This is a genomic window from Taklimakanibacter deserti (assembly GCA_003574785.1).
Genome location: QORU01000007.1, coordinates 71,110 through 90,303, shown reverse-complemented (window position 1 = coordinate 90,303; position 19,194 = coordinate 71,110). Strand labels below are relative to the sequence as shown.

Here is a 19,194-nt window from a genome sequence, read left to right as displayed (position 1 = left end):
AGCATCATGCGGTGACGTCGGTCTGCCCCTTCACACAGCTCTACTATGCGTCCGCCTTCGCGCTCATCAGCAAGCCGAAGGCATAAGAAAGCGCCACTTCCTTGAGCCGGTCGAAACGACCGGGTGCGCCGCCGTGGCCCGCTTCCATTTGCGTCTTGAGCAGGAGCAGGTTCTTGTCGCTCTTGCGGTCGCGCAGGCGCGCCACCCATTTGGCCGGCTCCCAATAGGTCACGCGCGGATCGGTGAGGCCGCCGACGGCCAATATGTTGGGATAGGCCATCGCCCCGACATTGTCATAGGGCGAGTAGGCGGCGATGATGTCGTAGAACTCCTTGCTCGCGATCGGATTGCCCCATTCCGTCCATTCGGGCGGCGTCAAAGGCAGCGTGTCGTCGAGCATGGTGGTGAGCACGTCGACGAAGGGCACTTCGGCGATGATGGCCTTGAACAGCTCCGGCGCCATATTGGCGACGGCGCCCATCAGCATGCCGCCGGCGGATCCGCCCTGCGCCACGATCTCGCCTTGCCGCGTGAAGCCCTGGGCGATGAGGTGGCGCGCCGCCGAGATGAAATCGCGGAAGGTGTTCTGCTTCTTCTCGCGCTTGCCGTCAGTATACCAGCGATAGCCCTTGTCCTGGCCGCCCCTGATATGGGCGATGGCATAGATGAAACCGCGATCGACCAGCGACAGGATATTGGTGTTGAAGCTCGCCGGAATGGTGATGCCGTAGGAGCCATAGCCATAGAGCCACAAGGGCGCCGACCCATCGAGCGGCGTGTCCTTGCGATAGAGGAGCGTCACCGGCACGGTCTCGCCGTCATGCGCCGGCGCCTGGATGCGGCGGGTGACATACTGCGCCGGATCGTGGCCGGACGGCACTTCCTGGCGCTTGCGCAGCACGCGCGTGCGGTTGCGCATGTCGTAGTCGAAGATCTCGGCCGGCGTCGTCATCGACGAATAGCTGAAGCGCAGGATGTCGGTGTCATATTCGAGCATCTGGCCGAAGCCCAGCGAATAGGCTTCCTCGGCGAAGGCGATCTCGTGCTCGGCGCCGGTCTTCATGTCGCGCACAACGATGCGCGGCAGGCCGTTCTCGCGTTCGAGGCGGATCAGCCAGGATTTGAGCGCGATGATGCCGAGCACCAGGCAGCCGGGGCGGTAAGCAACGAGGTCGCGCCAATTCTCGCGTCCCGGCGCATCGACAGGCGCGGTCACGATCTTGAAGTCCTCGGCACCGTCGGCATTGGTGCGGATGATGAGCTGATCCTCCCAATGCTCGACGTCATATTCGACTTGGGCCTCGCGCGGCGCGATCAACCGGGGTGCGGCTTCCGGTGTGGCGGTGTCGATCAGCCAGGCTTCCGATGTCTCATGGTCATGCGTGTCGATGACGAAGAACCGGTCGGACTGGGTCTTGCCGACGCCGGCGAAGAAGCCGGTATCCTTTTCCTCATAGATGAGCGTGTCGGCATCGGCCGCCGTGCCGAGCACATGGCGGAAGATTTTCAGCGGACGGTGATGCTCGTCCTGCTGCGTATAAAGGAAACTTTTGCCGTCGGCCGCCCAGCTCGCACCTCCGGCAGTGTTGTCGATCGCATCGGCAAGGTCGTTGCCCGTCACCAGGTCGCGCACGCGCAAACGGAAGAATTCCGACCCCTTGTCGTCGCTCGACCAGGCGAGCAAACGGTGGTCGGGCGAAATGGAAAAGCCGCCGAAATCGAAGAACGGCTTCTCGCCCGCCTCGATCGTGCCGTCGACCATGATCTCCTCGGAGCCTGAAAGATCGCGCTTCTTGCGGCAATAGCGCGGATGCTGGGCGCCGGTGACGAAGCTCGAATAATAGGCGTAAGGCCCATCGGGCGCAGGCACGCTCGAATCGTCTTCCTTGATGCGGCCCTTCATCTCGGCGAAGAGCCTGTCCTGCAACGCTTTGGTGCCGGCCATAGCACGCTCGGTATAGGCGTTCTCGGCTTCGAGATAGCGGCGGATGTCTTGCGGCAGGACGGATGGATCCTGCATGACCGCCTGCCAGTTTTCCGCCTTGAGCCAGGCATAGTCGTCGATGCGCGTCACGCCGTGATGTGTATCGGCATGCTGCCGCTTTTCCGCCCGTGGCGGATCGATCGTCTCATATTTGTTCATGCGCTTACTTTATCTCTTGCGGGTCGAGTTTGAGGGCGGTGCCGTTCATGCAATAGCGCAGGCCGGCCGGGCGCGGACCGTCGTTGAACACATGGCCGAGATGCGCTTCGCATTGGGCGCAGCGTATCTCGGTGCGGCGCATGCCATGGGTGACGTCGTGATGCTCGCTGACGGCGTCCTGGCTCACCGGCGCAGTGAAGCTCGGCCAGCCGCTGCCCGATTCATATTTCGTCGCCGAGTTGAAAAGGGGCGCGCCGCAGCTCACGCAGGCATATGTGCCCGGCCGCTTTTCGCTGTTGTAAGGATGCGAGAACGGCCGCTCGGTGCCGTGCTCGCGAGTGATGCGATACTGCTCCGGGGTGAGGTCCTTGCGCCATTCGGCGTCGGTCTTGGTCACTTTAGGCTCACGGGGAATACCTCTGGGGGGATCGGTCGAAAGCGAGAATAGACAAGCGAGCCGGTGCCTGCAAACCGTGCCCTTAACCATGCGTTAAGCATAACATCATTGGTAAATGGTTTCTGGATCGCATTTTCCAAGGGTTAAGCAGATTTAGAGAGGCTTGCCCGATTTTAATGGCGCAACCGGCAAGGAGATCTGAGCGCAGCATGTCGAGCGTGCAGCCTGAAAATGGACTGCCCGGGCGCCGCATGATTACGGCGGACTCGTTCCGCGCGCTCAAGCTGAAACTTGCCGGAACTAGCGGCAAGCCCGCCGAACCGCTCATCGCTCGCCCAGCCGACCCGCCGGTGGCCGCTGCACCGGTCGAACCGCCGCCGTTGGAGCCGGCTGAATCCGACACCGCTCCCATTGTCGAGCCGGTTCCCGAAGTTCTGCGCCTGGACAAGCCCGTCCCCGCCGAGCCTGCCCAACCTCGAACGTCAGCGCCGATGGCGCCGGAACAGCCACCAGCGGCGATGCCGGTGAAGTCATCGGATCCGGGCTTCGTCGAGCGCCGAGTGCTGGAGCGGCCGCAGCCCGAGGATGCCGAGGCGGGGATCAGGGCGCATGCGCTCCTCGACATCATGGCTATTCCGACCGAGGGCTCGCTGCCGCAGGAGCGCGCCCTCGCCAATGACACTTTGCTGCGGCTTATTCCGCGCATGCCGCTGAAGAGCTTGCGCCATCTTGCCGACCGCGTCTGTCTGATGGAAGCGCCCTCGCAGATGCTGGTGCGCCGATTGATCAACGATCCGCGCATCGAGGTCTCGGGCCCCTTGCTCGAGCAAGCGGTGACGGTGGATGACAGCGATCTGATCACGGTCGCCCAAGGCCGCAACCCCGCCAAGCTCAAGTTGATAGCGCGCCGGCGCCTCATCTCGCCGGCTCTGGCGGAAGCCCTCATCCAGTCGAACGACGTCGAGACCCTGGTCAATCTCGTCCGCAATCAGGGTGCGTCCTTCTCGATCGAGTCGATGTGGCACTTGACCCGCTTTGCCGCCGCCCATCCCGTGCTGCAGGCGCCGCTGGTGACCCGTCAGGACACGCCGTCCCCGATCGCCTTCCAGCTCTTCTGGCGACTGCCCTCGGAACTCAGGCGCTATGTCCTGTCGCGCTTCCTGACCGATTCGGAGACCATCACCCGGATCCTCACCATGAACCGGGAGAATGACGGCAAGGACCGCAAGCAGGCCGATCTCTCGCTGCTCGCGAAGCTGGCGCAGGCGGACTCCCGGGAAGCGGGCGAGATCTATGCCAGGCTCACCCATGTGAGTGCGGAAGCCGGCGCCCGCATCGCCGATGACGCGGGCGGCGAGGCTCTGACCGTCGCCCTCAAGGCCGCAGGCCTGACCCGCGCCCAATTTGCCGACGTCGTCGAAAAGCGCCCCGATGCCGAGGCCCTGAAGGCCATCTTCGAGACGCTCTCCTTCAACAAGGCGCGGGTGCTTCTGACCTACTGGGATTGGGCCGCCCGGCGCACCGGCCCCTATGCCCGCATCGCCGCAAATTGACGCCGGTTCAAATTCTGAACTGTCCGGACGGTGCGAAAACTAAACCTGGCCGAACTATTGATTCGCCGCGCAATAGATGAAATATAAATCGGTCCTTAACCGGGGGCGTCGGTAATCCATGCAGGAAAAAAGCAATCTGCTTGAACTGACCGCGAATATCGCGGCGGCCTATGTCGGCAACAATACTGTCGCCCAGGCCGATCTGCCCAAACTGATCGCGAATATCTATCAGTCTCTCGCCGCAGCACCGCAGAGCTCGGCCGAAAACAAGCAAGCCGAGACGGCTGAATTGAAGCCGGCGGTTCCGGTGCGCAAATCCATCACGCCCGACTACATCATCTGTCTCGAGGACGGAAAGAAGTTCAAGTCGCTGAAGCGCCATTTGCGCACGCATTACGATCTCTCGCCCGAGCAGTATCGCGAGAAATGGGGTCTGCCCCTCGATTATCCCATGGTCGCGCCCAACTATGCCGAGGCGCGTTCGAGCCTCGCCAAGAAGATCGGGCTCGGGCAGAATCGCGCGGAGCGCCGCTGAAACGCCGTACCGGAGCACCGGTCACTTTTCCTTAAGTTCCGCTTTTGGACTCTTGCGGCTGAGGTCGCACGGATTCATAACAATGAAGCGGGCGCCGGGGCTGGCGATTCGGAACGGATTCGGGTGATGGCGAAGGGACAAATGAATGCCGCCTTCAAGGCGCAGTTGATCATCCCCGAACATCGCCAGCTCTATGAATATTGGCTGCACAAAGCCGCCGGCCGCCCGATGCCCGACAAGCGCGACATCAGCCCGGCGCATATACCGAGGCTCCTGCCCAATATCAGCCTGATCGAGGTGGAGATGCCGGGCGAGCGTTATCGCGTCCGTCTCGCCGGGACCCGGCTGCGCGATGTGCATGATTGCGAGACGACCGGGCTCTATCTCGACGAGCTCGACTGGGGCGACAAGCGCGACTATTGGCTCGCCGCCTATCATCGCATTGCGTCCGAAGGCAAGCCGGCGCAGGGCGTCGTCAGGGGCCCCCGGATGCAGAAGGAGCATCTCGTCCAGTTCTGGCTCAAGCTGCCTTTGACCCATGGCGGCGACCGGGTCGGCATGATCCTGTGCTACGACGCCTTCCTGCCGGGCTCGGAAGTCTTCGATTCGATCGAAGAAAAGCTCGCCGCCGCCCGCTGATCCAAGACGACGGTCGCCGCCGCGAGATCGATCCCTATTGACGGCGTGTGTGAGACTTCCCTTAACGGCAAGTTGCGTGCGCTCGAAACGCCACCGTCCTCCTGACGGAACCAGGGCATCGCCTTGCCGGTTCCTCAATATGGACAAGATGCCGTCGGATGGTTCCACCTTGATGAAGCTCAGGCATTTCATTTTGCTGATCCTGGCCGCGATGCTGCTTGTCGCCGGCACGCTCGCCGTCGCGCATCACGCCGTGGCCGCCGGCGCCTGCCCCCTTGGTTCTTGCGCCTCGGGCTCGAATCCATCGGGCTCCAATGAGCGGCTGTTCGGGCCCGGGCCCTTCGGCCCTGAGGTGCCGAGGCCCGGCTACGGCTCATGGAACGACAAGTACAATCAGAGCAATCAGGAGCGTTACCGCTCCGGCACCAAGGCAAAACCGTTCGATTTCGGCTCATCCACCGATCGCACCGGGTCGCTGACGGGCAATCGCAAAAACACGTTCAACGACGATCGTCCGGATGCCCGCGGCGAGCATGTGCGCTGGTGCCTCAAGCGCTTTCGCTCCTATGCGGTGGAAACCAACACTTACGTGACCTATGGGGGCCGCACGCGCTATTGCGACAGCCCGTTCAACTGAAGAAGCATGACCCGAAAAGCTCGTGGCCGGGTTAAACCCGGCCATCCCGGTTTTCGGACGAGGTCATGCGCTCTTGAGAGTTTGAGCCAGCGCCGCCTTGGCGTCGGATTTGATGCGCGTCACCATCGAGGCGACGCCGTTCGAGCGCTGTGGCGTCAGATGTTCCCGCAGCCCCAGCTCGTCGAGGAGTGCCCCGGCATCGGTGGCGAGGATTTCCGACGGCGTGCGCCCTGAGAACAGGCGGAAGATGATGGCGATGAGGCCCTTGACGATGAGCGCGTCGCTGTCGCCGGTGAAGGCGAGACGCGGTTCCTTGCCGTCCCTCTCTTCATGCGCGGCGATCCATACCTGGCTGGCGCAGCCTTGCACCTTGTTGCGGGGGTTGCGGTCCGCGTCGGCGAGCGGCTCGAGGGCGCGGCCGAGCTCGATCACATAGCGATAGCGGTCTTCCCACTCATCGATGAGGGAAAAATCCTCCTTGAGAGCTGCGATCGTTTCCGCCATGAACTCCAACCTCGTTACCGCTCAGATAAGCGTTTGGCGCGGCGATCTCAAGCACTGCGACGACGCGTTCTAGGATTATCGTCATGGACTATGTCAATTCACGCCTGACGGCCGGTTTATGACAGCCTCAATCCGCCATCGGAATACGATCGCTTCCATAGGGATCTGGCGGGCCCATTGCCGAAGACCATCCTGGATATGGCTGAGCGCGGCTGAGCTCGCTCAACATCTCAATGAGTCCGGAGCTGATTGTCGTCTGTCAGCTTTGAGCTTGAGGTTTAGGCGCCCGCCATTCGGGGATGAGGTCGTCGAGGCGCAAGGTATTCTGGCCGGCGGCTTCCCCTTCATCGGCGGCAACGGTCTGCTGCGGCAGCGCCAGGCCATTCGATTCATGTGCCCATTGATAGAGGAGCTCGATGCTGTATTTCGCCTTGCCCTCGAGCTTCACGGCCAGATAGTGCGCCGTGTCGCAGACGGCAGGCTGCCGGCGGCAGAAGTCTCCCACATCGGCGACCGTCGAGACGGCGGCCGAGAGCAGCTCCGTCGCCGGCGGATCATCGGTCTCGGCAACCTGGAACCGTTCCTCAGGCGGCGACGGCATGAAGAACGCCACCACGGCCAGCAGAGCAATCGTGCGAATAATACGCATGTCCATCCCCTTGTCCTGGCCAAATGAATAGCGCCCCCGTCTTTCATGCGGCTGAAAACCCGCATGTCAATTCGAATCTAACTTTCGGCAAATTCTAAGGACTTCATTAACCATTCGGAAATCATGACGGTTTACCCGTGAAAGGCCCGCAACAACCCGATATTAAGCATCCCGATGCATGATTGGGGCGAAGCGGGGGGCCGGTGCCAGAGCCGGTCGGTGTTCAGTTCGAGTTGGGTCCGGCGTTGAATGAGTGACTATGAAGAGGATGACGCGCCGCGTTTGGGCGTCTCGACGGTCGTCGTGGCGCTGACGGTGGCCGCGCTTAGTGTCGCCATCGTCTACAATACGCTCACCCAGACGGCGCCGCAGGCGAGTCAGGCCGATGCCGCTTCCATGTCCGACAGCGATCCGATCACCGGCTCGACGCGCGTGACCGTCGATGTGGCGAATGAGGACCAGCGCGGCAGCACCGTGACCTTGCGCTATGACGCGACCGTCGAGAGCGTGCAGCGCGAGCTCGCGGCGTCCGGACTCTATAGCGGCAAGGTCGATGGCGTTTCGGGCCAGCGCACCAAAATCGCGATCATTGCCTATCAGCGCGCCAATGGTCTCGACGAAACCGGCCTCGCCAGTCCTGAGCTCGTCGAGCACATCCGCTATACCCGCCAGATCACCGATGCCTTGAAGATGACGGACGCGACGCCGGCCAAGCCGCAGCCCCTGGCACCGCAGAAACCCGTCGACACGGTTACTCGCGTCCAGGTCGGCCTGGCCGAGCTTGGCTATGAGCCCGGCGCGATCAATGGCGAGCTCGGCCAGCAGACCCGCGCCGCCATCCTCAAATTCGAGCGCGACCGCGGCATAGCCCCCACCGGCGACATCAGCCCGACGCTCATCGTCGAGCTCGAAAAGATGAGCACCCGCGGCTCGACCCGCGCCAATTGATGCTAAAGCTGCAGAATGCGGCTCAAAGCTGAAATCTGGGTCCACGCCTTCCTGCGCCGCTCTTTCGTGCAAGGGCTCTATGGCGCCGTCCTGCGCAAGGGCGCGGCCGAGGCGGGCGCCATCTATGTCGTCATCAACCGTCTCGACGGTACCGTCATGGTGTTGGGACCGCCGCCGGGATCAGCCATCGACGAAACCGGCGAAAGACTGTGGAGCGAGGTGATCCCGCCCGTCACCTCCGCGCCCGACGTGGCACCCTTCATCGCCAGGCTCGCGAAATTCGATCCGGACATCTGGGTCGTCGAGGTCGAGGACCGCACTGGAACCGCGGGGTTGACCATCGGCGCGCAGGATTGACACGGGCGCCGTTATCAAGCTGACATGATCGGTTAGGTCTTTTTTAACCACACCGGAGCGTAATGGCGGCACGGGAGAATTGCTCGAGAGCGTTTCCCGCCAAGGTGAAGGTGATGGGGACGATACTGACTTTTCCGCGCGATCGTTTGCCGCAATCGGCAAGGGAAGCGCATTCGGGGCCGGCGGAGATCGTGATCTTTCCGGGGATACGGATCGAACGCTATGATTTCAGCCTGGCCGACAGGCTGCCGCCGCCGCGCCGGCGCGGAAGACCATCGCGCCTGCAGGCGCTCGACATCGACCGCGACGATTCCTAAATCGCTCAATATTCCTGCCGGGTGGGCGTGATGGTCAGCTCCTGCAGCGTGACGTTCTGCGGCATCTGATAGGCGAACAGGATCGTATTGGCCACGTCCTCGGCGGCGATCGCGCCGACCCTCCTCTTGCCCTCGCTCCAGAATTCGAAGGCCGCCTGGTTGAGCATCGTCTTGTCGATCTCGGATTCCGTGAGACCGGGCGACACGACGATCACGCGCACGTCGAACGGCGCCATGTTGCGCCGGGCTCCCTCGCTGATGCCATGGACGAAGAACTTGGTGCCGCAATAGACGTCGTGGCTCGGATAGGATTTGCGCCCGGCAATCGACGAGATATTGATGATCGTGCCGTGCCGGCGCGCCTTCATCGCCGGCATCACCGCATGCATGCAGTTGAGCACCCCGGTGCAGTTGATGTCGATGAGGTCGCGCCATTCCTCCGGGTCCTGGTCCTCGATCTTGGCGAGACGCGCGATCCCGGCATTGTTGACGAGGCAGTCCACCTCGCCATGCGCGGCCTCGCCCTTGGCGATGGCGGCGATGACCGCATCACGATCGCGGACGTCCGCGGAGATGCAAAGCGCCTTGTCGAGGCCGAGGGCGTTGAGCGGCTCGATCCTTCTGCCGATGAGGAGGAGCGGATGGCCTTGGCGCGCGAAAGCCAAGGCCGTCGCCTTGCCGATGCCGGTACCGGCACCCGTGATCATGACCAGTGGCTTGTCGGCCATCGTCGCTCCTCCCCAGCCTATTTTTGATGAATGCCTGGCTTACGACGCCTCGGGCGTCAAGGCGCAGGACGAACGCGACAGGATGTCGGTGAACAGCTTGCGCTGCTCGGGATAGTCGAGCGCCATCCAGAACACCGCGATCCCGGTAGGTTCGGGGATCTCGACCGACCATCCGTCGCTGAGCGCGCGCGTGGTTTCCGATTGGTCGCCTCTCAGGAGGTCGATGATGCCGGGCGCGCGCTTCACCGTCAGCTTGAACCTGTCGATGCCGGCCTGGCGGTCATTGATCGTGTAGAGATCGGCGCCCTTGTCGGAATAAAGCGTGAGCGACCAGAATGTATCCGGCATCTCGGCCGTCACCAGCAATTCGCCTTTGCTGATGTCGAAGAGGCATTTGGCGGAAACCGCCTCGCCTTCCGCCTCGCCGAGAAGGCGCATCTGCTCAGGCGCGTCGAGCAGCACGAAGCGATTGACGGGCGTGTCCGCTTGCCCGGTGCCGATCAGGCGCTGCATTGCGAAGGAGGGTGCGATGAGCACATAGCTCAGATGCGACACCGCACCGATGAAGAAAGCGACGGCGAGCCAGAACAAGGCGCTTCTCACGAGCAGGTCTCCCGCTTGATGCGCGGCAGGGTCACGACTGAAGCCCCGGCATTGAGGCCCGAGCCTGGACGGAGCTTCAGCACCATGACGAAGCGGGAAATATCTCCGGGATCGATCCAGTTGCCGGTCTTTGGCTGGCGCGAGATCTGGATACGCATGGTGCCGTCGGGCTCGCCGACGAGGCGCGGCGAGGAGAGGCTGATGGCGGAAGGCGTGCCGGATTCCTCATCCGCGAGTGCCAGCTGCCACCACCGGGCCGCGAGCCGGGGGCCCGTCAGGACATAGTCGCATGAGGCATCGAGGGTCGCCCCCTCGTCATCCTGTGCCGCCTCGAACAGCAATTCCTGCCCGAGGGCCGGCGGCAGCCGGCCGAACATTATGTAATGCGCTTGGGCGTAGGGATCGCGGATCGACGCGGTGCCGGAAAACCACGATTTCCACGGGCCGCTGCCCGCCGTCATCGCCGTCGCCGTCTTCTCGATCGACCATTGCGCCGTCACGATACCGAGCACGACGCCGGCGAAGATGATGCCGGAAGCTTTGATGACGGAGCTGAGCCTCATTTGCGTCCAGTGTTCCGAAGCCGAGGTGTGTCAGCGGTCACGCGGTTTCAGCTTCATGAATTTGACATTCGATGACTTGCGCTTCTTCTTGGTATTGGCGTCCGGCAGCACCAGGACGGTGTCCTTCCGTTTCCGCTTGGCTTTTTTTCCACTGTCATCGTCATTGCTGAAGATACTGAACATGTCCTTGAGGACGCTGACCACCGGGTCATCCGATTCGCGCGTCCGGACGATGGCCACATCTTCCTCGGTGGGCTGTGGCGCCACCCTTTGCCGCCTGGGTTTCGCGGTCTTGGTAGGCGGCGTGATTGCGGCCGACTTGGTCGTCTCCGGCTTGCTGTCATCGGGCTCGACCGCCGCCGTCTGGTCGGCCGGCGTCTCGGCATCCGCATCGGCGATCTGATCATCGGCGCTCATATCGGGAACGTCTTCGAGCGGTGCTGCGGGATTCTCCAACGCATATTGAGCATACTTCTCTTCGAGCGGAATGCCCGGCAACGCTGCACCCACTTGCGGCTGCTCGGCCCACAGCATGACGTCATGCCAGGCGCCGGCCGGCAGGAGGCCGCCCGTCACCTTGTTCATCGGCGTGAAGTCGTCATTGCCGAACCACACGCCGGTCACGTAATGGGCGGTGTAGCCGATGAACCAGGCGTCGCGATAGCTCTGATTGGTGCCGGTCTTGCCGGCCTGCGGCGTGAAGCCGAGGAAGGCGCGCCGCCCGGTGCCGGCTTCGACCACGGCGTTCATCATGTGGTTGAGCTCGGCGACCTTCTCTTCCGGCACCGCCTGGACCCGCTCCTCGGGCGGTTCGTTGGCGCGGTTGTAGATGACATCGCCATTGGGCCGTCTGATTTCCAGCACCGTATAGGGTTTCAGCACGACGCCGCCCGTCGCGAAGGTGCCATAGGCGGTGGTGATGTCGAACAGCGTCATGGCGCTGGTGCCGAGCACCATCGGCGGCCAGGTCTCGAGCTCGGCCTTGAGGCCGACCTTGCGCGCCGTTTCGATGATCGCCGGCCGGCCGAAATCCTGCGACAGGCGGACCGGGACCGAATTGTAGGATTTAGCCAACGCCGTGGTCAGGCTGACGCGACCGCCATATTTGCCGGTATAGTTGCGGGGCGCCCAGCCGCCGACCGACACCGGTCCGTCGAGCACCACCGAGTCCGGCGTATAGCCGTTGAGCAGTGCCGCCAGATAGACGAAGGGCTTGAAGGACGAGCCCGGCTGGCGCATCGCGTCGGTGGCGCGGTTGAACTGGCTGTTCTCGTAGTCGCGCCCGCCGACGATCGCCTTGACGGCGCCGTCGGTCGCCATCGTCACCACCGCCGCCTGGGTCGCGTGATATTGCGGGCCTTCGGTGTCGAGCGACTTGTCGATGATGCTCTGCGCCGCTTCCTGCAGCTTGGCGTTGATCGTTGTCTTGACCTCGATCACATAGTCGCCGGTGATGTGCTTGGCCTCGATGAGGGCGAGCGTGTCGGCATAGGCCTTGTCGAGGAACCAGTCGGGGCTCGCGACCGCGGGCGAGTTGACGAGAAGGGCCGGCTCGCGCCTCGCCTGCACCAATTGGCCCTGGGTGATGAAGCCGGAATCGAGCATGCGATAGAGCACGACATTGGCGCGCGCGCGCGCCTGCGCCATGCTGACATGCGGCGCATATTTGGACGGCGCCTTGAACAGGCCGGCGAGCATCGACGCTTCGGCGAGATTGACGTCGCGGATCGATTTGCCGAAGTAATACTGCGCCGCCGCCTCGACGCCGTAATTGCCGCCGCCCAGATAGGAGCGGTCGAGATAGAGTTTCAGGATCTCGTCTTTCGACAATCGCGCCTCGATCCACAGGCTGAGGAATGCCTCGTGGACCTTGCGCTGGATGGTGCGCTCGGGGCTGAGGAACAGGTTCTTCGCCACCTGCTGGGTGATCGAGGAGCCGCCCTGCACCACGTCGTTGGCGCGCGCATTCTGGATGATGGCACGGAAGGTGCCGAGGACGTCGACGCCGAAATGCTGATAGAAGCGCGCATCCTCGGTGGCGAGCACCGCCTTGACCACATGCGGCGGGATGTCCTCGAGCGGGATGGCATCGTCCTGGCGGATGCCCCGCCTGCCGATGATCTCGCCATTCTCGTCGGTGAAGGTGATCGCATAGTCGCGGCCCTTGTTCCACACATCGCCGGTGCCGGAGAAGGGCGGCAGCGCAAAGGCGAGGAGGCCGAGGCAGGCGACCGTGCCGAAGGTCGCCATGTCGTCGAGGAGGTCGACGATCACCCGTTTGGGTCCCGAGAGCCGGAAGCGATAGACGAAGGACGAATAGGCCGAGATCGAGCGGCGCAACCAGTCGAACACTTCATAGACGGCCGAGCTCACATAGGAGTCGAGCCACATCATCCTCAGATAATTGGATTTTTTGGGCGATTTGGCCAAGATCGACGTCCGTTGTCCTGCGGCCCCAGTCTTTTACCACTGGTTGGCGTAAGGTTTCCACTTACTTCAACATTATGACGGAATGGGGCCAAAATCCCGTCGGCAAATCGGACGCGGGGGCCTCCGCCTATCGCCGTCCGGTGTTCCGTGGCAAAACCCGGCTTGCATGAACGATGAACAATCCAAGGCCCGGGCCATGCCCCCCCATGGCCCCCATATCGTCATCCTCGCCGGGGGCACCGCCTCGCGCAACCTGACCATCACCCTGATCCGTCAGGGCGCGAGCGTCACGCGGCTGGTGCCGGCCTGGGATTCGGGGGGCTCCTCCAAGCTCATCCGCGAGACCTTGCACATCCTCCCGGTCGGCGACATCCGCCAGGCGCTCATGACCATGGCCTATGCCGAAGGCCAGGCGCGCGATGTGGTGCGCATCTTCAATGCCAGGCTTTCCGAGACCGGAAGCCAGGCGGAGCTCGATCGCGAACTGGCCTTCTATGCCGAGGGCACCCATCCGGTCCTGAAGGCGATGCAGCGCGATATCGCCCAGGCGATCCTGCGCTATCTCAAGATCTTCATCGCCGCGGCGGGCGCCGATTTCGATTGGCGGCGCGGCTCGATCGGGAATTTCATTCTGGCGGGAGCGCTGCTCGCCGAGGACGGCGACATCAACAAGGCGATCCTGGCGTTCAAGTCCCTGTGCGGCATCAACGGCGATGTCTGGCCGACCTCGAAGGACCACGACCTGACGCTCGCGGCCGAGCTCAATGACGGGCGTAAGGTCAGAGGCCAGCATCTGATCACGGGCCTCCCGGAGGAGGAGGGGCGTGTCGGCATCAAGGCGGTGACGCTTGGCAAGGCGACGGCCAATCCCAAGGCCCTGGAAGCGATCGCCGACGCCGACGCCGTGATCTTCGGGCCCGGCAGCTTCTATACCAGCGTCCTGCCGCATCTCCTGGTCTCAGGCATCGCCGAAACGCTGACGCGCTCCGGGGCGCCGAAGATCCTCATCGCGAACATGCTGGAGGACCACGAGACCCGCAGGCTTTCGCTCGACGAAATGGCCCGGAGGCTCGTGCGCGCCGGGGAAGGCAGGGAGGTCCTCACCCACGTCCTCGCCCATGAAGGCGCCGTTCCCGTCCAGCGCGTGGTCGGCGCTTTTCGCTTCGTGACGCGTTCGCTCTCGCCGCCCGTCGGGATCACGATCATTGCGCGCGATCTCGAGGACCCGTGGCTGCGCGGCACGCATGATTCAGGCCTTCTGGCCATGATGATTTTGGATCTCGTCCGAGAAGGCGTAAGACACGCGCGATGAGCCAGCCCTTCTGGAAAACCAAGCAGCTCTCCGAGATGACCGAGGCGGAGTGGGAAAGCCTGTGCGATGGCTGCGGGCGCTGCTGCCTCGTCAAGCTCGAGGACGAGGACACCGGCAAGATCCATTTCACCAACCTCGCTTGCAAGCTGCTCGATCTCAAGACCTGCCGCTGCGGCGACTACGCCAATCGCAGCAAGCGGGTGCGCGACTGCGTGCGGCTGACGCCCGAGAATGTCGGCGAGCTCAACTGGCTGCCGGACAGCTGCGCCTATCGCCGTCTGGCCCGCGGCCAGACGCTCGCCTGGTGGCATCCCTTGGTCTCCGGCCGCAAGGCGAGCGTGGTCGAGGCGGGAATTTCGGTCAAAGGCCGGATACGCTCGGAGGAGGGGATCGCCGAGGCCGAGCTCGAAGACCATCTCTGGAAGCTGCCCAGGGCCAAGAAACCGGCCTCGTAAGGCAGCGACGCCGGGCCAAAGTCACCTGCCCGTCAGTTTTTCCGTTCCTGTTGCGTGAAAGCCACACTTGCCTTTGTGCTCCGCCATAAAGAAACTAAAATAAATCAATATGTTAGACAAAAATGTGCCGGCTTGGCACAAATTGTTGAAAAACGACGAGCGTCTGGTCCCGGACGCCAAGATGACTTAACCTCCGAGTCCTCGATTATTGAAATTCCAGAAGTAAAGCAGGGGACTGAGGCGGCCGGAGTGGCCGCCTTTTCTTTTAGAGCCAGAGGCTGTGGGTCACTGCTTCCCTGCCGACGATGCGGCTCGCGCCCACAAGTACCCATCGATCAGAACTGGCGCGCGAACCGGCCGTCGTCCGTTGTGTAATGCCCCATGCTGGTGACGCCGGTGATCGAGGCCCGGAAATCGGCGAAGCCAGGATCGGTGCCGACCGCTAGAGCGGCGGCCTGCGCATCCGCGACGCTGCGCCAGACGACGAGGTCGGCGCGGTTGGATGAGCCTTCGGTACCGGAAAAGGCCGTCCAGGCGATGAAGCCGGGAAAGGCAGCCAGCAATTCCTGGGCCTTCCGTCTGGCCTGGTCGGCGCCGTCGCTATCGCCGATCGTGTAGGTCACGATTTCGAAGCAGGGTGTGGTCATCGCCGCCTCCTTGGGCTTGCAAGTCAGTCTGTTCTTGCCTTTCGTCAGCTTTTGGCAGGATTGGTCGCCGGCGGGTTTTTTGGCGGCAGGGTCTGCCGTTCAAACCGCCCAAAACAGGTCGATCAGCCGGCCTTCAAAGAAAGGCAAAATGTCCGCTTCTGCAATATTTTAGCATGAGCCGGAAAGTCGTTTACCTATTCATGCGGGGTTCATCTTGCGACATCTAATTTGCGATCCAGGAAGGATCGATAATGCGTCGGGCGCTCACGATAGCCGCTTCCGTGGCGATGATGCTGGCTGCCGGAGAGCCTGTGATGGTGCAGGCCCAGACCCTGCAGGTGCAGCAGATCAAGCCCAAGTTTCAGCCGAAGGTCCAGCCGAGGATTCAGAACCCCAACCGCCCGCCCAATAACATGGTGCTGATCAAGCCGTCCCAGGCCCTCATCATCGCGCAGCGTCTGGTGCCCAACTCCAAGGGTATCAATGTCCAGCTCTTGCCTGGGGGAAACTATGCTGTCACTTTAAAGCGCAAGAACGAGGTGCGGCGCCTGATCATCGACGGCGAGACCGGGGAACCCCGATAAAACCCTCGAGGCTGCAACAGAGCTGCAATAGAAGAGACTAGCCATGCGCATACTCGTCGTCGAAGACGATCCGGATCTCAATCGCCAGCTTGTTTCGGCTCTGACCGATGCGGGCTATGTGGTCGACAGCGCCAAGGACGGCGAAGAGGGCCATTATCTCGGCGAGACCGAGCCCTATGACGCGGTGATCCTCGATCTCGGCCTGCCGGTGCTCGACGGCGTCAGCGTATTGGAAAAGTGGCGACGCAACGAGAAGAAGATGCCGGTGCTCATCTTGACCGCGCGCGACCGCTGGAGCGACAAGGTGCAGGGTTTTGACGCCGGTGCCGACGATTATGTCGCCAAGCCCTTCCACATGGAGGAAGTATTGGCGCGGGTGCGCGCCCTTCTGCGCCGCTCCGCCGGGCATGCGACGAGCGAAATCGCCTGCGGCCCGTTGCTGCTCGACACCAAGAGTGCGCGCGTGACGGTCGACGGCAACGCGATCAAGCTCACCTCCCTGGAATTCCGCCTGCTGGCGTATCTCATGCACCACAAGGGCAAGGTCGTCTCGCGCACCGAGCTGGTCGAGCATCTTTACGACCAGGACTTCGACCGAGATTCGAACACGATCGAAGTCTTCGTCGGCCGTTTGCGCAAGAAGCTCGGCGTCGACGTGCTGAGGACCATTCGCGGCATGGGCTATTGCGTGTCCGAGCCGGATGATGCGGCGTAACTCACTCGCTTTCAGGCTGATCGTCTCTTCCGCCATTGTCGCCATCGTCCTTTTGGTCAGCGCCGCCGTCCTGCTCACGAGCCTTTTCCAGGCAGCACTCGAGCGCAATTTCGACGCAAGACTGCGCGCCGTCATGGACGGACTCCTGGCGAATGTGGAGGTCAATCCCGACGGCTCGCCCGCCATACAGAGGGAGCTTGCCGATACCCGCTTCACGCTGCCGCTATCCGGCTGGTACTGGCAGGTGACGCCGCCCACCTGGCGCATTCCCGATCTCGCCTCGCCCTCACTCCTCGAGAAGCGCCTGACGCCCGAGCCTGGCGATCTCGCCAACCGCGATGAGGACGGCATCGCGCATTTCTATCTCGACGACACCAACGGCATGCGGCTGCGGGCCATCGAGCAGCGCTACAAGCTGTTCGACAAGGCCGATCAATATTCGTTCCTGGTGGCCGGCAACTTCGACGAGCTCAAGGCGGAATCGACGGCCTTCCGGCAGACGCTCATCGCCATGCTGACGCTTCTGGGCCTGGGGCTTCTCATTGCTATTCTCGTGCAGGTACGCTTCGGCTTGCGCCCCTTGCGCACGCTGGAGAACAAGCTGACAGCCATCCGCGAGGGCAGGGCGGAACTGCTCGAGGGCCATTATCCCGAAGAGATCCAGCCGGTCGCGGAGGAACTCAATCTCCTCATTCAAAACAACTCCGAGATCGTCGAGCGCTCGCGTACCCAGGTGGGCAATCTGGCGCATGCGTTGAAGACGCCGCTGAGCGTCCTCAACAATGAGGCGAAGCAGCAACCGGGGCCTTTGGCCGACAAGGTGTTCGAGCAGAGCAAGGTGATGCGCGATCAGGTCAGCCTCTATCTCGATCGCGCCCGCCGAGCCGCCCGCGCCCAGACCGTGGGTTCGGCCTGCGAGGTCGAGCCGGTCCTGGCAGCGCTCGCCCGCACGCTCGAGCGCATCCATCTCGACAAGCGTGTTGCCATCACCGTCGAATGTCCGAAGGGCACCAAATTTCGCGGTGAGAAGCAGGATCTCGAGGAGATGGCCGGCAATCTTCTCGACAACGCCTGCAAATGGGCAGCCCATAAGGTCAATGTCGCAGTCGGACCGAGCATGGACGCCCCGCCCGACGGACGCCTGTGGATCGATGTGGTCGTGGGCGACGACGGCCCAGGCCTGCCGCCCGAGAAGCGCAAGGAGCCGCCGGCCCGCGGCCAGAGGCTCGATGAGACCAAGCCGGGCTCCGGCCTCGGCCTGTCGATCGTCACCGAGACGGCGGCAATGTATGGTGGCGGACTAAGATTAGATCAATCGAAGCTAGGCGGCCTCGCAGTCAAACTGCGACTTCCAGCTGTGTCCTAGGTTGCGACCAAAGTCTAGGTGTGTCCTTGTTGACGCCGCTACTGGCATAAGTATCTGAACAGGGGCGCTGAAAGCATTCGTCTGGCCGGCGGGCCGAAGTATTTGCGGAAGATTGGCGTTCGGAAAGTTTATTTGATTTTCAGAGCATGTATTATACTTTGTTGGAGCCCTGTCCAAAGAGCAGCGGATGCACAAAATCTGGCTGGGGAAAGCGCTTCAATTTGTGGTCGTAACCGACAGTTCGGTAGGGTGCTGTCTGCAAATTGCCCCCGGTCGCGGGCGCACTCCTATCGGGGGAGGGGTCTTCGGGCCCCTCCCTATCTCGGTTTTGGCATGACCGGTCAGACAACCAGCGCAGGCGGTTTTTATTAGCGCAGCCGCGACTTATGTGAATTCATCCACACGACGCGCGCCTCGCTCGAGCCGACATTGCGATAGCTGTGCGGCAGGCTCGAATTGAAGAAGAACGACCCGCCGCGGCCCAGCAAATGGACACGCCCGTCAACCGTGAGCTCGAGATAGCCGCTGACGACATAACCCACTTCCTCGCCCGAATGGGAATAGGCCCCGGACGATCCGCCGCCAGGCGGAATGACATGAAGATTGGCGTCGATCGTGCGGTTCTCGGAAGAGGGGACCATGCGCTCCAGCACGACATCGGGCGCTTTGCCGCCGCCGGTGCCGATCGACAGCAGCGGCCTTTCACCCTCATTATAAGTCGTGACCGGTTCCAGGCTCTTGTCGCTGAACAGCGCGCCGAAAGTGGTGCCGAGCGCCTCTGCGATGCGCCACAAGACGGGGAGCGACGGCACGATATTGTTCCGCTCGATCTTTGACAGAAGGCTTTCCGAGCAGCCGACCTTGTCGCCCAGTTCCTTGAGCGTCAGCCCGTTGCGTTTGCGCGCATAGCGCACCCTGGATCCCAGTTGCTCGATGCTGTCGGCGGTGTCGCTTTTCGCTGTGGCGGTCAGCATTTCTTCTCCGAATCCGCGGGTGCCCGCCCGGGTGTAATTGAGAAGACAGGATGGCGGAACGGCCGGCGCGCCGCAATCCGCCTTTTCCATTGACAGTTACGTCATTTTTCCTTTCATTCAAGCCCGTTCAAGTTTTCA

The 19,194-nt window shown here is 62.5% G+C and carries 22 protein-coding genes; 12 read left to right on the top strand and 10 right to left on the bottom strand.

What is annotated here, in order from left to right; genetic code table 11:
• Window positions 1–43: 43 nt before the first annotated feature.
• Both DS839_RS15595 and msrB read right to left on the bottom strand, forming a co-directional pair.
• Window positions 44–2,143, bottom strand: coding sequence for a S9 family peptidase (locus tag DS839_RS15595; RefSeq protein ID WP_119271371.1), 2,100 nt, complete (start codon window positions 2,141–2,143; stop codon window positions 44–46).
• 4 nt (window positions 2,144–2,147) lie between these two features.
• Window positions 2,148–2,540: a peptide-methionine (R)-S-oxide reductase MsrB gene (msrB, locus tag DS839_RS15590; protein ID WP_438816524.1), complete on the bottom strand. Its 393-nt coding sequence runs from the start codon at window positions 2,538–2,540 to the stop codon at window positions 2,148–2,150.
• Between the two features lie 251 nt (window positions 2,541–2,791).
• Here msrB and DS839_RS15585 point away from each other — a divergent pair, with 251 nt between their 5' ends.
• The 4 genes from DS839_RS15585 to DS839_RS15570 all read left to right on the top strand — a co-directional run bounded on the left by DS839_RS15585 (window position 2,792) and on the right by DS839_RS15570 (window position 5,904).
• A complete protein-coding gene (locus DS839_RS15585) occupies window positions 2,792–4,093 on the top strand; it encodes a DUF2336 domain-containing protein (protein ID WP_162918560.1) in 1,302 nt (433 codons plus the stop codon).
• A 118-nt stretch (window positions 4,094–4,211) separates the two neighbouring features.
• Complete coding sequence (locus tag DS839_RS15580) at window positions 4,212–4,628, top strand: Ros/MucR family transcriptional regulator (protein ID WP_119271368.1); 417 nt, start codon at window positions 4,212–4,214, stop codon at window positions 4,626–4,628.
• A gap of 126 nt (window positions 4,629–4,754) precedes the next feature.
• Window positions 4,755–5,267: a PAS domain-containing protein gene (locus tag DS839_RS15575; protein WP_119271367.1), complete on the top strand. Its 513-nt coding sequence runs from the start codon at window positions 4,755–4,757 to the stop codon at window positions 5,265–5,267.
• A 172-nt stretch (window positions 5,268–5,439) separates the two neighbouring features.
• Window positions 5,440–5,904 (top strand): BA14K family protein, encoded by a 465-nt coding sequence (locus tag DS839_RS15570; protein WP_368911679.1) that lies wholly within the window; start codon window positions 5,440–5,442, stop codon window positions 5,902–5,904.
• Between the two features lie 63 nt (window positions 5,905–5,967).
• On the opposite strand, the gene DS839_RS15565 is transcribed toward DS839_RS15570, so the two are convergent.
• Window positions 5,968–6,408 carry a SufE family protein gene (locus tag DS839_RS15565; protein WP_119271365.1) on the bottom strand — a complete coding sequence of 147 codons (441 nt, stop codon included), beginning with the start codon at window positions 6,406–6,408 and terminating at the stop codon, window positions 5,968–5,970.
• A 259-nt stretch (window positions 6,409–6,667) separates the two neighbouring features.
• Window positions 6,668–7,057, bottom strand: a complete 390-nt coding sequence (locus DS839_RS15560; protein WP_162918559.1) for a DUF5330 domain-containing protein — start codon at window positions 7,055–7,057, stop codon at window positions 6,668–6,670.
• Window positions 7,058–7,306: 249 nt separating this feature from the next.
• On the opposite strand from DS839_RS15560, the gene DS839_RS15555 reads away from it, so the two are divergent.
• From DS839_RS15555 to DS839_RS15545, 3 genes are all read left to right on the top strand, one after another.
• Window positions 7,307–8,005 carry a peptidoglycan-binding domain-containing protein gene (locus DS839_RS15555; protein ID WP_119271363.1) on the top strand — a complete coding sequence of 233 codons (699 nt, stop codon included), beginning with the start codon at window positions 7,307–7,309 and terminating at the stop codon, window positions 8,003–8,005.
• A 15-nt stretch (window positions 8,006–8,020) separates the two neighbouring features.
• Window positions 8,021–8,362 (top strand): DUF1491 family protein, encoded by a 342-nt coding sequence (locus DS839_RS15550; protein WP_119271362.1) that lies wholly within the window; start codon window positions 8,021–8,023, stop codon window positions 8,360–8,362.
• Between the two features lie 113 nt (window positions 8,363–8,475).
• On the top strand, window positions 8,476–8,679 hold the full coding sequence (locus DS839_RS15545) for a hypothetical protein (protein WP_119271361.1): 204 nt from the start codon (window positions 8,476–8,478) through the stop codon (window positions 8,677–8,679).
• 5 nt (window positions 8,680–8,684) lie between these two features.
• Here the strand turns inward: DS839_RS15545 and DS839_RS15540 are convergent, their stop codons facing one another.
• The 4 genes from DS839_RS15540 to DS839_RS15525 are packed head-to-tail and all read right to left on the bottom strand — an operon-like array spanning window position 8,685 to window position 13,003.
• The gene (locus tag DS839_RS15540) at window positions 8,685–9,407 is read right to left on the bottom strand and encodes an SDR family oxidoreductase (protein WP_119271360.1); all 723 of its coding nucleotides are present in this window, start codon (window positions 9,405–9,407) and stop codon (window positions 8,685–8,687) included.
• A gap of 39 nt (window positions 9,408–9,446) precedes the next feature.
• Window positions 9,447–10,010 carry a hypothetical protein gene (locus DS839_RS15535; protein ID WP_162918558.1) on the bottom strand — a complete coding sequence of 188 codons (564 nt, stop codon included), beginning with the start codon at window positions 10,008–10,010 and terminating at the stop codon, window positions 9,447–9,449.
• The gene (locus tag DS839_RS15530; protein WP_119271358.1) at window positions 10,007–10,573 is read right to left on the bottom strand and encodes a DUF1214 domain-containing protein; all 567 of its coding nucleotides are present in this window, start codon (window positions 10,571–10,573) and stop codon (window positions 10,007–10,009) included. The genes DS839_RS15535 and DS839_RS15530 overlap by 4 nt, the downstream gene beginning before the upstream one ends.
• A gap of 30 nt (window positions 10,574–10,603) precedes the next feature.
• Window positions 10,604–13,003 (bottom strand): transglycosylase domain-containing protein, encoded by a 2,400-nt coding sequence (locus tag DS839_RS15525; protein ID WP_119271357.1) that lies wholly within the window; start codon window positions 13,001–13,003, stop codon window positions 10,604–10,606.
• A gap of 196 nt (window positions 13,004–13,199) precedes the next feature.
• Here DS839_RS15525 and DS839_RS15520 point away from each other — a divergent pair, with 196 nt between their 5' ends.
• Window positions 13,200–14,315 carry a gluconeogenesis factor YvcK family protein gene (locus DS839_RS15520; RefSeq protein ID WP_162918557.1) on the top strand — a complete coding sequence of 372 codons (1,116 nt, stop codon included), beginning with the start codon at window positions 13,200–13,202 and terminating at the stop codon, window positions 14,313–14,315.
• Window positions 14,312–14,770, top strand: a complete 459-nt coding sequence (locus DS839_RS15515) for a YcgN family cysteine cluster protein (RefSeq protein WP_119271355.1) — start codon at window positions 14,312–14,314, stop codon at window positions 14,768–14,770. The genes DS839_RS15520 and DS839_RS15515 overlap by 4 nt, the downstream gene beginning before the upstream one ends.
• Window positions 14,771–15,105: 335 nt before the next feature.
• Here DS839_RS15515 and DS839_RS15510 read toward each other — a convergent pair whose 3' ends face one another.
• Complete coding sequence (locus DS839_RS15510; protein ID WP_119271354.1) at window positions 15,106–15,417, bottom strand: hypothetical protein; 312 nt, start codon at window positions 15,415–15,417, stop codon at window positions 15,106–15,108.
• 251 nt (window positions 15,418–15,668) lie between these two features.
• Between DS839_RS15510 and DS839_RS15505 the strand changes: the two genes are divergently transcribed.
• Genes DS839_RS15505 through DS839_RS15495 form a run of 3 tightly spaced genes read left to right on the top strand, consistent with a single transcriptional unit; the run spans window position 15,669 to window position 18,082 of the window.
• Window positions 15,669–16,001: a hypothetical protein gene (locus DS839_RS15505; protein WP_119271353.1), complete on the top strand. Its 333-nt coding sequence runs from the start codon at window positions 15,669–15,671 to the stop codon at window positions 15,999–16,001.
• Between the two features lie 43 nt (window positions 16,002–16,044).
• A complete protein-coding gene (locus DS839_RS15500) occupies window positions 16,045–16,716 on the top strand; it encodes a response regulator transcription factor (protein ID WP_119271352.1) in 672 nt (223 codons plus the stop codon).
• Window positions 16,706–18,082, top strand: coding sequence for a sensor histidine kinase (locus DS839_RS15495; RefSeq protein ID WP_162918556.1), 1,377 nt, complete (start codon window positions 16,706–16,708; stop codon window positions 18,080–18,082). The genes DS839_RS15500 and DS839_RS15495 overlap by 11 nt, the downstream gene beginning before the upstream one ends.
• A gap of 368 nt (window positions 18,083–18,450) precedes the next feature.
• Here DS839_RS15495 and DS839_RS15490 read toward each other — a convergent pair whose 3' ends face one another.
• Window positions 18,451–19,056: a helix-turn-helix domain-containing protein gene (locus DS839_RS15490; protein ID WP_162918555.1), complete on the bottom strand. Its 606-nt coding sequence runs from the start codon at window positions 19,054–19,056 to the stop codon at window positions 18,451–18,453.
• Between the last annotated feature and the right edge of the window lie 138 nt (window positions 19,057–19,194).